The sequence below is a fragment of the Rheinheimera pacifica genome (assembly GCF_900108485.1).
In the GTDB taxonomy this organism is placed as follows: Bacteria; Pseudomonadota; Gammaproteobacteria; order Enterobacterales; family Alteromonadaceae; genus Alishewanella; species Alishewanella pacifica.
In genome coordinates this window covers 333982-347003 of record NZ_FNXF01000004.1, presented here as the reverse complement: position 1 = coordinate 347003, position 13022 = coordinate 333982, and the positions used below count along the sequence as shown (strand labels likewise).

Sequence of the window (13022 nt, the reverse complement as noted above, 5' to 3'; positions counted from 1 at the left end):
AAACATCCCTGTAAAGAAGGTTTAAATAAATGACCTGGCTACCGTCGCGGCAGCGTTAATTCGCTGCTACTAACACCGTTTTACGAAATGATGCATCCGAACCGGTGATACCCGCACCTGCTGCACTCAGCTGCCGGGCATCAACACCGTGCTGTGTTATCAGTTGCTTACGCACTTGTTCGGCCCTTGCTAGTGACAACGATTGATTATACAGCTCATTGCCACTGGTGTCGGCATGGCCTACCACCACAAAATGTTGTTGTGGATCAGCCTGTAATTGCGCAGCCATATGCCGCAGCGTAGCGTCAGAACCAGCCAAAGGTATGCTGCTGTCCAGCGCAAAATACAGCGTGCTACCGGTTACCAGTTGTTCAGCTTTATAATTGAACACCTCGTTAAACAACACCATATCCAGCATATGCCGTAATGAGGTGTCCGCCATAATCATATCGGCAACAACCCGTGGCTGACCATCAAGGTCGGCCACATGCAGCGCCACATAACCCATACCAATAGCTGCCGGTGCTTTGGCCAGTATATAAAACTGCGTGCCAGACTCGCCGTCTAACAATGGATCGGTCAGCGCTTGCCAACCTCTGATATCACCGCATATCTGTGCCTTGCATTGATACTCACTGACAAAACCATAGCGGGCAATTTTTTGCTGCAAGATGTCAAATAAAAACTGCGCAGTTAATGTTCGGCTGTAATCAGCAATTTTACGTAGATGTAACCCTGCCGCTGTTACCGTAGCCGAAGGATAATAGCCTTCTGAATGGCTTTCGCTGGACAGTTCACGGAGCATCACCGGTCCGGCAATCAGCTGATGCTCAGCACGTAGCCACTCTCGCTGCTTGACCAGTTCGCTTTGTAACGGAGCTTTAGCCTGAACTTGTCCGCATACCAACAGCAGCCACAGCCAGCTACTACGTTTAATAATATTAACCACTTGTAAGATCCTCATTAATTTAAATTACTGCCGTCTGAAACAACATGGCTTTGCATTCGAATAGTTGACTGAGACGTGAGCGCCATATACACACCACCATTCGCTAAACCAATAGCGTTACAAGTCTTCTGCTCATCGCTGGCAGTAAGAATACCGCCCCAAAAGCCTGACACCGCCGTATTAATTAGATTTTTCAATAACGGTACTTTCATGTTGTAACACCAGGCAGTTTTAATTTTCAATAGATTTGCATCCTGCACATTCATGTCAATCTCTTCACCACCTGAATTTAATTTCACACTTTGTGCAGATCGAAATAATAAATTATCATTCGGGATAAACTCATGCTCAGAAAAATTTGTTTCATACTGCAACTTCACTGAGCGCTTCACTTTAAAACGATCAAATATTGCTTGGGTTGGGCTAATAATGCTGACACTTTTAACATTGAATGCAGGCACTTTATCTATTGCCACCGCCATCGCTTTAGCCGTTCCATACGCAACTGACATATTAACCATTGCTAATGCGCTATCATCAACAGTTTTTCCTTTCATATACAGTGGCGTCATACCTTTTGCCAGCGCATCCCGCATTGGTGCGATTCGCGCATGATGCAAAGCCCCGGCCCTCGCAGCTTCAAATGTAGCAGTGTTAAGAGTCGCTTTAGCGCGATAAATGTAAGCAAACTCAAAGATGCCAAACAATAAGATAAAAAATATTGGCATCACAATAATAAATTCAGTAATTGATTGGCCACGGTTACCTTTCAGTGTCATCATGCCGGTTGCCTGATACTTTATTTAACTGTAACTGTAATTGCAGCAAATACTGATAATACGGTGAATCGGGCGCGATTTCTTGCTCTGCTATATCCAGCGTTGCAACTGCTTGCTTAACACGTACTAATGCAAGATTATGCCACGCACGGCCATCGGATCTATCAGCCGCCAGTGCTTGTTCATACTTTATTACTGCAGCATCCAACCTTCCTTGTCGACTATAAATATTACCCAACTTAAAATTTGCTTCACTATAATCAGGGTTGCGCTGCAACACCTGTAAATATAATGTTTCTGCAGTATTCAACCTGGCCTCATTATAGGCTTGGGTAGCTTGAGCCACTAACCGATAGAAAGACTGCTCTACAGGTTGCTCAAGCGGTGCAGAACTGCAAGCCGTTAGCGTTACCACGCCAACCAGATACCACCATTTATTCATTTATCCCTCACCACTAACTGCTGACCAACGGTTAAACTCATATATGCTATTGCACCTGCCGCAAGTTCCAGCGTGTGGCTGGCGCCGGCGTCAGAGCACCAACTAAAGGGGGCAAGTTCAGACACCGTACTGGTAATAACGAAGTCTTTGTCTATAAACACCACATCTATGCGATAGCGCATAAAAAACATATGGACTGCATGACAATTCGCCAACAGCATTCCCTGAGACAGTTGTAATGCGGGGCGGCCTATCAGCCCACGTAAGCGCCCCCAAAAACCTGCGGGCAACCATAGATGGGATAACAAAAGTTCATCCGAAAACCGATACAAAGCTTTATCTTTTAACACTTCACATAATGTCCATTAATTGGGTAACTATAGGAAAAAACAAAATAATGAATGTTGTCGGGAAGATAAACAGCACTAAAGGCCCCACTAATTTTACCGGTGCCTGCATCGCCAATTTCTCCGCACGCTGAAATCGCTCAACCCGACGTTGATCTGCTTGTATTCTTAACGTATTACCCACACTGGCGCCGGACTTTTCTGCATGCGCCAGGGCAGAGACAAGATTTGCTATCTCGCGCACCTGCACCCTTTCACTCATATTCCGCAGAGCTTCCAGTTTGCCCACCCCGGCTTTAACATCACGTAGCACTTTACTAAACTCAATATTCAGCGCCCCTGGCGGGCCTTTTTCTACTGCCTGCACTAAAGCCCCATTTAGATTCATCCCGGCTTCTACAGCCATAGTAATGAAGTCCAGGTATACCGGTAACATTCGGATAATTTCTTTTTCTATTTTCTTACGCCTGTCTGTTAAGTTAATTTCCGGAAATATAAAACCAAACAGCGCAAAGCCTAAAGGCACCAAACCAGGTGATATGTCCAACATTGTCATACACCACCATGAAAACAGCATAAATAACAATGCAGAACACAGTTTCACACCAAAAAATTGCTGAGGTGTCATCAGGTAACCTAAACCTGACTGACGTAACCGTATTTTAGTTTTTTCAATGTACTCCACGCCAAGATGCTCACCGATGTAATATGCAAAGAAATTAATTACCGGCCAGCATAGCCGCATTAACAATGGCAACGGATCCATATATTCACGGTCATCTGTCGGAATAGTTTTACGGATCTGAGCTATTGCATACACTGCGATAAAAACCGCCATAGCGACAACCACGCTAATTATTAAGGTAATAGATTTTTCAGACATCAATATTCACTATCTTACGAATAAAAAAGTAACCCAGGGCTTCCAGCGTTATAACTACCCCCACAACCACCCAGCCGTACCATGTTTGCCACAACAAAGCCATTTGCTCCGGTTCCATTTGATACAATACTAAACCCAGCAGAATAGGCAGGCCGGTCATAACATAACCCTGTGCCCTCCCCTGGGCTGTTAACGCGTCTATTTTTCCTTCCATCTCCAGCTTTCGCCTTAAAGTATCCGCCATTCTCTCGATTGTTTCTGCCAAGTTACCCCCTATTTCCCGTGATATTTTCATACCGGAAATTACCAGCTTCAAGTCAATCAGAGGAATACGTTGATACATGTTGTCTAACGCGTCAGCAAAGCTGACCCCTATCCGCACTTCACGCATAAAAAGATCAAACTCCTGACGAATAGGCCCTTTCATTTCAACTACTACTGATTCAATAGACTGCGTCAGGCTGCCGCCGGATTTCATCGCTGTTGCCGTCGCCTGAAGCATATCCGGCAGCTCTTGTAAAAATGATTTACGGCGACGGCGTTGTAGAATACGGAACACAATCGGCGGGGAAAAACCAGCTACTACACTAGAAATTAACGCCGGCGCCCAATGCCCCAGCATTAAAAAAACCAGGAAAAACACCGCCGCCAAGAAGGCAATATTCATCATGAACAGCTTTTCAGGCTCAATAAATAAAAATAAGTCAGACAATTTTATTTTAGCATTTTCAGTAAAGTTGGTGCGGTACAAACCAACAGCTCTGCTAAACAATACAGACACTATCCACGCAAGGATCGCTGCGGAGAAGGCAAAAAATAACGCCAGCAGCAGTACTTCTGTACTCATGCTCATAGCAGCTCGCGCCCTTCGGCAAAAATGGCAAGGTCAATATCAATGCCGCGCTTAGCCAAATCTTCATAGAACTGCGGTACGATACCGGTAGTTACAAACTTCCCTTGCACCCGTCCTTGTTCGTCATATCCAGTTTGTTGAAAGCGGAAAATCTCGCCCAACTGTACGCGATTACCTTCAACCCCTGAAACTTCGCAGATACTCGTCACTTTTCGGGTGCCACAGGCGAAGCGGGTTTGTTGCACAATAATATTTACAGCTGAAGATATTTGTTCACGAATAGCGAGAATTGGCAATTCCATACCGGCCATCATTACCATGACTTCTAAACGAGAGATACAATCACGCGGGCTGTTCGCGTGCGCCGTAGTTAAAGAACCATCATGGCCCGTATTCATTGCCTGCAACATATCCAGCGCTTCGCCGCCTCGGCATTCGCCTACAACTATTCTATCTGGCCGCATTCGCAAACAGTTTTTAACTAATTCCCGAATAGGTACTTCACCTTTACCTTCCTGATTTGATGGCCTGGCTTCAAGTGAAATTAAATTTTCCTGATACAGCTTCAGTTCAGCCGCATCCTCTACAGTAATAACCCGCTCATGTCTTGGAATAAAGTTGGACAGCACATTGAGCAGAGTTGTTTTACCCGACCCTGTCCCACCCGATATAATAATATTCTGTTTGTGTTTAACGGCCATTTCCAAGAAACGCACCATAACTTCATTCACCGAACCAAAATTAACTATGTGCTGTGCCGTAAGCTTCTCCTTCATAAACTTACGGATAGTAATACAAGGGCCTTTAAGCGCTATTGGCGGTACCACAGCGTTCACCCTAGAGCCATCTTTTAATCGTGCATCTACCGTTGGCGAAGCCTCGTCTATGCGTCTGCCTAAAGGGGTTACAATACGTTCAATTGCAGCCAAAACAGCTTTATCGTCAGTAAACGTGACTTCAGAACGGTAAATCCGCCCTGCTTTTTCGTAAAAAATTTCATCTGCCGCATTTACCATTATCTCGCTGATATCCTCAATCGCGATCAGCGACTCCAACGGGCCAAGCCCTACAGCTTCATTTAATACCTGTTCGGCTAATTGAGCTCTATTAATATTTATTGTAATATCAGCCATCTGTTCAATAATATTTTGAATCATTCGCTCAGTAAAAGAGCGCAGCTCATCATCCGACATACTGTTAACATTAATCCGCCGTAAATCCATTTGCTTTAACAGCTCAGCATGCACCTTGCTTCTTAAAGACCGTAGTTCTGATACATGCTGTTTAATTTCAGTAGCGGCAACCGCTGTGTGAGTGGTTTCATCAGACACTAACGGCATGGGTTGTACAGCTACAGTTTTATCTGTCAGCGCCACAACTGGCTGCTGTGGCTTATAATCCATATCACGCTTGGGCGTCTTTACTTTAATGGTGTAAGCATTAATTTCAATCAAATCAGTATCTGACAGCGGCCCATAGTCTTTTATGAACTCGCCGTTGACCCTCACTCCTGCCTTACCACTGATATCCGAAATATGTACACCATCGTCATTACGTTGCAGCCTGGCGTGCTTTTTTGCTACAAACCAGCCATGCAGGTTAACGAGACAGTCTTCATCTTTACCTAAAAAGCAACTTTCTGTTTGGCAAACAACATCAGCTACTCTGGTACCTTTATGGGTTTGTACGTTTATATGAAACATAGACACCCTTAATTTAACAATTGGTCGGTAATGGAATCAGCAGAGCGCAGCTGCTGCAGTTCTGATAATTGCTTAGTGACACTTTCAGGCAATTCTGTTAACACCCCGGCAATACGTGGTGTAACCAAAATAATTAACTCAGTGCGTCCCTCAATAAAATTACGTGAGGTAAACAGCTCGCCTATAATAGGAATATCGCCCAATAACGGCAGTTTACTTACTGCTTTACTGTCTTCAGTTTTCATTAAACCGGAAATCACCATAGTTTCGCCGCTACGCAAATTCACCACGGACTCGGTATTGCGCGTTAAGATGCCCGGAATACCATTTACCACCGTAGCAAAATCAATAGAACTCATTTCTGCCCGCACACGGGAAATAATATTACCGTCATCATCTGTTACTGGTTCAATATCAAGCTGAATACCATAATCCTGCATTTCAATCATTGGCTGGCCAAACTGATTCAATACCGCGATAGGAAACTGCCCACCTGACTGGAAGCTGGCCATCTCGCCACTGCGGGTACTTAAAGAAGGTTCGGCTAACATTCTGGCATTACCATCTTCTTTGAGTAAATTAATCATCGAGCTAATACCTGTCATAATGCCTGCATAAGAGTGAGCAGAAGCAGAGCCCAGACTAATCGCCGCTGGCGAGCCCTCAAACAAATCGATAAATGGGTTACCCTCACGGGCATAAGCGAAAGCCCCGTTGGCTTTAAAATTATGCACATAGCCTATTGAAGGCCCAAAAATACTACTGTCCCACTTAATACCTAATTGTTTGGTATACTTTTTATTAATTTCCAGCACCTGAACTTTCATGCTAATCATATCTTTAAATTCAACTTGCTCCGGTCGTACTAAAGACATCACATTTGGAAATTTGGTTATATGACTTTCGAACAGGTCTTTATCTTCCGGACGGACTTTACCTTCGGCAATAATAAAACCGCTTTCATGACGAAATGCTACATGAACAAAACTTTTAAAAATTGAACGCAGCTGCGTTAACTGCCTGTGTACATCTGCCGCCAATATACTGACTAAATAAGAATGTTTGCGCTCGCCCCGAGTCCAAATATGCAACTCGGTGTCCCCGGCCGCTTTGGGGATTAACAGCAGTTCACCGTTATCCAGCACAGTAGTACCTAAAATAGCGTCCTGGCCTATCGCCACCCGCGTAATATCACCGGGTTCAAGCGTTTTTACGGCCCCGACGTAAGTCTCTATTGTTTGTACCGAGGCTTCACCATCTGTAGCAAATACCAACACGGCCACACTACACAAAGTCCAAAAAGGGTTGAAAAACTTCATATTAATTTACTACCTGCGATGTTATTTGACTGGGCCGTATAACCAGAGGAACAGATACGTTACCAGTTGAGGTTCCTGTACGCGCGTCCAAGGTTTCTACTGTCATTTGCCGTACAGTAAGTCCGCCGTCAGCGCCACTGCTGCCGACAATCAATTGATAGCCCCCCATTACGCCTCGATTACCTTTTTTTATAAAATCAGCCAGGGTTAACGCATTACCTTTCATACGTGAATTATCTTCTTTGCCTCTGAGCATAAATGCCAGTTCGCCACTGTCCCTCGCTAATGTAAGCAGAGCCGCATCACGATAATTTACGCCTACCGTAACAGTGCCATAATCCAAAACAGCACTACCGTTTTTAAAATGAAAAAAGTCCTCGTCCCGAGTAAGCAACGAAACAGCATCTACCGACAAAACCCGCACTTTCTGTAACAGTGGCAACATTTGTTTTCCATCCATTGCGCTATGCCCTGGCGGGTCCTGCAATAATAAAATATCAACAAAGTCGCCCGGCAGCAGCATGCCGGATACCGCGTTTAAATTGTCAATGTCAATAGTCACAGCGCGCTCTGCAGGCCCCAGCAAATCAGAAAACCTGGCAATGCTATGGCCGCCAAGATAATGTGCGACCAACGGCTCGCCCTGCGACATAGCAAATGTTGTAATGCGGCCATTTACTGCAGAAAACTGCGCTGGTGTGATGACCGCGCCCGATACAAACTCAGCATCCACATCTGCAACCGCCATATTATCCGGACCAACCGCCTCACCAGGTGCCACATCACGAGAGGCCACAACAATAGTGATGGTTTCGCCCATCTCACGACGGGCCTCTGAGCGGATAATTGACTCTTTATTAGCCAGATATTGGCTGGCCAGCCAAAATGCCAATGCGGCGACCCCCAAAGCTATAACCAGCAACAGCCAACTTTTTTTACTTTGATCTACAGTAACCACGTAATGCTACTCCGAGACAGTTAAGGGTTTCATCTTTGCTGGCAACGGCTGAGCTGCCTGATGTTGTGCCGATATCAACGGCAAATCCGTCTGCAAATGGCTCAATGACTGTGCATATAGGTAGCTAGCATGATCCTGCTTTACGCCAGCGGTCAGCATCTGTAATACATTGCGGCTCTCGCCAGACACTTTGTCGCTGTATGGCATCAAGAACAACGTAACCAGTACAAACAAACCAACCAAATATTCAACAGCGCCAAATCCTTTTACTTTTTTCATTACACCCCCGTTTGAATCACCAGTAATTGGGTGACCCCGTTTACCCGAGTTACCGTTATATTCATCTCTGTATTGCCTTTTTTTACAATAAGCCCGCCAGCTTGCCGGTTTGCATCCTGTACAAAAGTGCTGATCCAACCGTCTGACTCCAGTCTTCGTTGGTAGAAAGCAACATTGGCGCTTACCGACAGCTTATTATGCAGCCATAGCATCCTGGTTTTGCGGCCGCCATCATCCGACGTCATATCATTAAGAACTTCGGTACCGCCAGGCATAGCAAAACCACTGCCCAAGGTAATTTTGTTGACTTTACTTACCGTTGGCAGATTCGATAACGAAATAAAGCCCTCTATAATACTGCTGGGTTGCTGGTTAATGCTGTACTGCACGGTATAAAGCAGACCTTTGTGCAAATGTGAAATAACATGCAGGCCCTCTACTTCTACCACCCGTATTTCATCCTGCCATTGCTGGCGGTAAAACGTTTCAATATCCTTAGCTGACTTAGCGGTAGTAAAGCCACTTACTGACATCGCCACGCCATTAAATTGCATTTGATCTGCCACGATGTGCAGGTTAAAAAACTCTGGCACGGGGAATTCGCGCTGCGATGCCATGGCAGTACAGCAAAATAAGGTAAAAACAAAAAAGCTCCATCTCTGGAAAGAACTAACTAATCGCATCCATGCATCCTTTATTCTCTATAGCGGTAACGGTAGGAGCGAAGTTGCGAATCAATACGCTGCACGCATTGTGACGGCGTAGATACTCTGCCCCGGCGGTCTATTACTCCCAAGCGCGAGCACGGTATAGCATCCACCTCTACCTTACCCAGCTGCAAATAGTCACTGCCTAGCTCTTTAGCCAGTGGGAAAAAACTGATTAAACCAAGAACACGATCAAAGCCAATATCATCCATAAAGCTGGTAATGGGCACCAGGCCCCGAATAGTCGATTGTGCCTGCGCTGGGCCGCCAATAGTCCAGCCTTCTGCTAACAAGGCATTTTGTCGGCGCGGGTTTAATGCCTCGGTGCCCAGCTCACTAAACCAGCTTAGTGGTTTAAGTTTTATCCCAACTTCAGCCTGATACAAACCCTCGGTGTTCAAACTAAACCCTGGTAGTAAACTAATAGCGTTCACCACTTTTTCCTGTAGCTCAGCCACACCAGATAACCCATGCTGAGTTGTAGCATGAGTTACCACAAAATGACTGCCCTCCGCTGCCGGCTCGTACATACTAACGCGCTTGGCTGTTGCTCTATCTGTTAACCTTAAGTTTGGATTAAGCGGCTCTGCTAATTCGGCGTCACGCTGCGCCAGCTTAATTGCTACATCTTTTGCCGATAGTATTCTGTTCTGAATTTCTGCTGCAATGTCACTGTCATTTTTGACCGGCGCATAGGCAACCGCCTCAGCAGGCAAAGCCTGAAAATAGGCGGTGCGCTCCCATACCGAGTAACGCGCCGACTGTTCCATATACTGGCGGCTTTCTATATAGCTAAATAACACCGGCAATAGCATTATCAGTGGCATAATAATAAAACCGGTTACTACCACAAACTCCGCCAGTACACCGCCTTTTTGCTGCCTGCTACCCTGCGCTAAGTTCATCTGTTCTTCGCCTAAAGGTTTATTGTTGCAAGCTAATAGGGTTATTCCGATATCTTTCGGACCAATGTGTATTAGGTAGCGCAATACACCATTGCCAAAAAGCTTCATTTATTGCGCGGTTGTCTTCTTTACTCAGTGTTGCTTTGTACTGCTTCACTAAACCAATATAAAAAAGGCCCAAGTCGTTATCTAATGATTCACCTTTCCTTTCGATATGCGTTGCTTCATCCTCTTTAAACATATTCATTAAAGTGGCAGTTTCAAAATTGTATTTGTCAGCTAGCCCGTCTAGCTTACCCAGCCCTACTAAACCACCTACACTGTCGTGACAATCGCGAACTTGCTTGTCAATATGTTTATTGGCAGCCAGCATTTCCAGGCGGCCATAACCAACATAAGCAGCCTGCAAACCTGTTTTCCCATCCAGCTTATCTGCCGGAAATAACGCAGGCTGCGACCAGTGAATATTATGCTCGGCCACCAGTTCTGCCGCGCTGGCATTGCCACTGCTGGCCTTCACCTCGTCCGCAGCGTCTATTATTTCCATACCTTGCTGTACGGCGACCGCAGCGTCTTTATATTCCTGCGCTTTATTCGCGACATCACTATCGCCACAGGCATTAAGTACGAATAAACTAATCCCAAAAGTTAACATTGATGTATGGCGTAATATCTTAGTGGTGAATATCATGGATATCCCATCTCCCTGTCGGCTTCACGTTGAAGACGTGCATCAAGTTTGTCTTGTGCTTCCTTAGTAAATAAATTAACTGGCAGTTCAGCCAAACAATGTCCCCAGTATTTGTCCTGCAACTTTTTTAAACTTTTTCTTGTGTAGCCGGTATAGTTTTTTTCTGCAAAATCACGCACCTGCCATCCCGAAACTAAAGTACCGTCTTCAGGATCTCGAATCTGTTTGTCATCAATATCGCGCATACTGTAATCTGACTCGGTAAAAGCGATTTCTTCACCTCCCTTTTTAAAAGCATCAAGCCAACTTGGGAGATGACTTGCTCTCAGCTTGCATTCCATCATCTTTTGATACATATGAAACTGACCATTGGCTATAGCTTCATACAACGCCTTTCGTTCCACCGGCTTATTCCAATGGAAATTCTGGTAATATCTGAAATCTTCTGCTTGCTCTTTTTTTGGCATTAGCAGTGATGGCTTTGCAATGACAAAAGGGCTAACAAATAAAGTAGTCAAAGTGATCAATAGTAATTTTTTAAACATAAATGAATCCTTTAAAACACCTTGTCTACAAGCACTGGTAGCGCTGCTTGTTCAGACGGTGCAAGAGTGGTTTGCCAAAATGGGTTGTATAAGTTGGCGTATTCGCGCAAGCCGTCATGTCGGCCCCATTGAATTTGCCAGGGCGCAGTGCGGCCGCGCACAGCCGGTTCTTGTGGCCGGGCAAAGTAACTTTTGGCACTGGCCATGGCATATAAACGGTTCGACGGCACCGAGCCGGTTTCAGCAATATCAAAGGTACTGCTACGGGTAAAATCGGTGGCATCAGCTTCAATATTGCGCCGCAGCCGCAATGCACTGGCGGGTTTAGAGATAAATAGCGTAAATGCGGGCATCTCATCCACTTTCTTATCTGAAGTAAGATCATGAAAATCGATCAGGCCGGTGGTATCTTTGATATTATTTTCCTCGTAGGACTCTGAACGGTGCCCACCTATAGCAGGGAGTCTTAACATCCTGAAAGCATTATTGTTGCTGCTGGCTGCGCCCCAACCCCGCAAATTGCCATTACTGTTATAATTCACATTCTGCCAGTTATTATTGGCTGTATGAGTATGCTGCATAGAATTTCGCAGTGCCCGGTCAGAATAATATCCAAAGGTGTTACCACTAATATCCTTATTTAGTGCATGAGCAGCACCCCAGCCCAAGGGTAGCTCAGTGGTTGTAGAGCCGAATATATAGCGCCAACGCTGCCAGGCGGAAATAGTATCAGCGGCGGTCCAGTTCCAGTGCACAGCATTTCTGCGTCTGGTGCCATCAGGTGGCATAGCAAAAAAATCAGAGCCACCATTTTTTTCTGCCCAGGCACTCATTATTCCCAAATTAAACCGACCAAACCATCGATAGGACCGCTGTGCACTAAAGCCGTCTCTCGAGTCATTTACCAGGTTGCCAAACTCAAAAAAGCGCTGAGTGGTTTTTTCATTACCACCAAACCGGCTTTGTTTAACTTTATCGCGGTCATAGCTTGCTATGGTCGTGTTCCAGTTATCAAAAAAAGCTTTAACGTTAAACGCAGATAAAATCACTGAGTTATCAACATCAGGATCGTTGCGGGTTAAAATATCTTCGTAAACCGCCTGAGCTGAGCCTAACGTCATACCATGATTCGCCAACTGTAAGCCGCCAAGAGCAGTGATAATGCCCTCTTGCAAAGCGATAAACCCGCTACCGCGCTCCAGTACTGAAACCATGGTGGCGGTTACCCGGGCAATGACATCTGTTATTCTGGCAATAACCGTACCCACACCGGGGAATAACTCCGCCAAATCACCAAGCGTTTCAATGTTTTGAGCAAATTCGTTTACCGCGCTACTCCATGACACCAGGCCAATATACTGACCAATCGCTACTTGGTTGGCCACCATAGCGCGGTTAGTAATGGCGATCATATTGTGATCACGGGTTTGGGTATTAACAACACTGTAGACGGTGTTATCAGCGGTGTTTTGCAAACGAATGCGCTCGGTTGCCACCCAGCCACTGTCATACAGCGAATACACCGCCAGCATAATGGCAGCGAAGAAAAATAGTATTAAAACGGAGGCGTAACCATCCTGCTTACCTAACCCAACGGGCTGTTTACCGATTTTTTTAACAGAACAGACTATTGAAAGGGTATAAGACATAAATTACTCATCC

Annotated in this window: 15 protein-coding genes; all 15 read right to left on the bottom strand. The window is 45.4% G+C overall.

The genetic code is table 11. The features are described 5' to 3' along the window. Nucleotides 1-55: 55 nt before the first annotated feature. From BLW68_RS08060 to BLW68_RS07990, 15 genes are read right to left on the bottom strand one after another with little or no spacing between them, the layout of a single operon-like run. On the bottom strand, nucleotides 56-949 hold the full coding sequence (locus BLW68_RS08060) for an OmpA family protein (protein WP_177172183.1): 894 nt from the start codon (nucleotides 947-949) through the stop codon (nucleotides 56-58). 14 nt (nucleotides 950-963) lie between these two features. Next, a complete protein-coding gene (locus tag BLW68_RS08055) occupies nucleotides 964-1731 on the bottom strand; it encodes a TadE/TadG family type IV pilus assembly protein (protein ID WP_092792097.1) in 768 nt (255 codons plus the stop codon). After that, entirely contained in the window at nucleotides 1712-2170 is a 459-nt protein-coding gene (locus BLW68_RS08050; RefSeq protein ID WP_092792096.1) for a tetratricopeptide repeat protein, read from the bottom strand. Before BLW68_RS08050 ends, BLW68_RS08055 begins: the two co-directional genes overlap by 20 nt. After that, nucleotides 2167-2520 (bottom strand): DUF192 domain-containing protein, encoded by a 354-nt coding sequence (locus BLW68_RS08045; RefSeq protein WP_092792093.1) that lies wholly within the window; start codon nucleotides 2518-2520, stop codon nucleotides 2167-2169. Before BLW68_RS08045 ends, BLW68_RS08050 begins: the two co-directional genes overlap by 4 nt. A 1-nt stretch (nucleotide 2521) precedes the next feature. Beyond that, complete coding sequence (locus BLW68_RS08040) at nucleotides 2522-3400, bottom strand: type II secretion system F family protein (protein ID WP_092792091.1); 879 nt, start codon at nucleotides 3398-3400, stop codon at nucleotides 2522-2524. Beyond that, complete coding sequence (locus tag BLW68_RS08035) at nucleotides 3393-4247, bottom strand: type II secretion system F family protein (RefSeq protein ID WP_092792089.1); 855 nt, start codon at nucleotides 4245-4247, stop codon at nucleotides 3393-3395. The genes BLW68_RS08040 and BLW68_RS08035 overlap by 8 nt, the downstream gene beginning before the upstream one ends. Before the next feature lie 2 nt (nucleotides 4248-4249). Continuing rightward, a complete protein-coding gene (locus tag BLW68_RS08030) occupies nucleotides 4250-5956 on the bottom strand; it encodes a TadA family conjugal transfer-associated ATPase (RefSeq protein WP_092792087.1) in 1707 nt (568 codons plus the stop codon). A gap of 8 nt (nucleotides 5957-5964) precedes the next feature. Then, a complete protein-coding gene (locus tag BLW68_RS08025) occupies nucleotides 5965-7275 on the bottom strand; it encodes a type II and III secretion system protein family protein (RefSeq protein WP_092792085.1) in 1311 nt (436 codons plus the stop codon). 1 nt (nucleotide 7276) lies between these two features. Continuing rightward, entirely contained in the window at nucleotides 7277-8233 is a 957-nt protein-coding gene (gene cpaB / locus BLW68_RS08020) for a Flp pilus assembly protein CpaB (protein WP_092792083.1), read from the bottom strand. A 6-nt stretch (nucleotides 8234-8239) separates the two neighbouring features. Further along, nucleotides 8240-8512, bottom strand: a complete 273-nt coding sequence (locus BLW68_RS08015; RefSeq protein WP_092792081.1) for a hypothetical protein — start codon at nucleotides 8510-8512, stop codon at nucleotides 8240-8242. Beyond that, nucleotides 8512-9195, bottom strand: coding sequence for a hypothetical protein (locus tag BLW68_RS08010; protein WP_143039933.1), 684 nt, complete (start codon nucleotides 9193-9195; stop codon nucleotides 8512-8514). The genes BLW68_RS08015 and BLW68_RS08010 overlap by 1 nt, the downstream gene beginning before the upstream one ends. Before the next feature lie 11 nt (nucleotides 9196-9206). Next, entirely contained in the window at nucleotides 9207-10124 is a 918-nt protein-coding gene (locus BLW68_RS08005; protein WP_092792077.1) for a hypothetical protein, read from the bottom strand. Between the two features lie 19 nt (nucleotides 10125-10143). Next, nucleotides 10144-10815, bottom strand: a complete 672-nt coding sequence (locus BLW68_RS08000) for a hypothetical protein (protein WP_143039932.1) — start codon at nucleotides 10813-10815, stop codon at nucleotides 10144-10146. Continuing rightward, nucleotides 10812-11360, bottom strand: coding sequence for a hypothetical protein (locus BLW68_RS07995; protein WP_092792073.1), 549 nt, complete (start codon nucleotides 11358-11360; stop codon nucleotides 10812-10814). The genes BLW68_RS08000 and BLW68_RS07995 overlap by 4 nt, the downstream gene beginning before the upstream one ends. Nucleotides 11361-11371: 11 nt before the next feature. Continuing rightward, nucleotides 11372-13009, bottom strand: a complete 1638-nt coding sequence (locus BLW68_RS07990) for a pilus assembly protein TadG-related protein (protein WP_092792071.1) — start codon at nucleotides 13007-13009, stop codon at nucleotides 11372-11374. Between the last annotated feature and the right edge of the window lie 13 nt (nucleotides 13010-13022).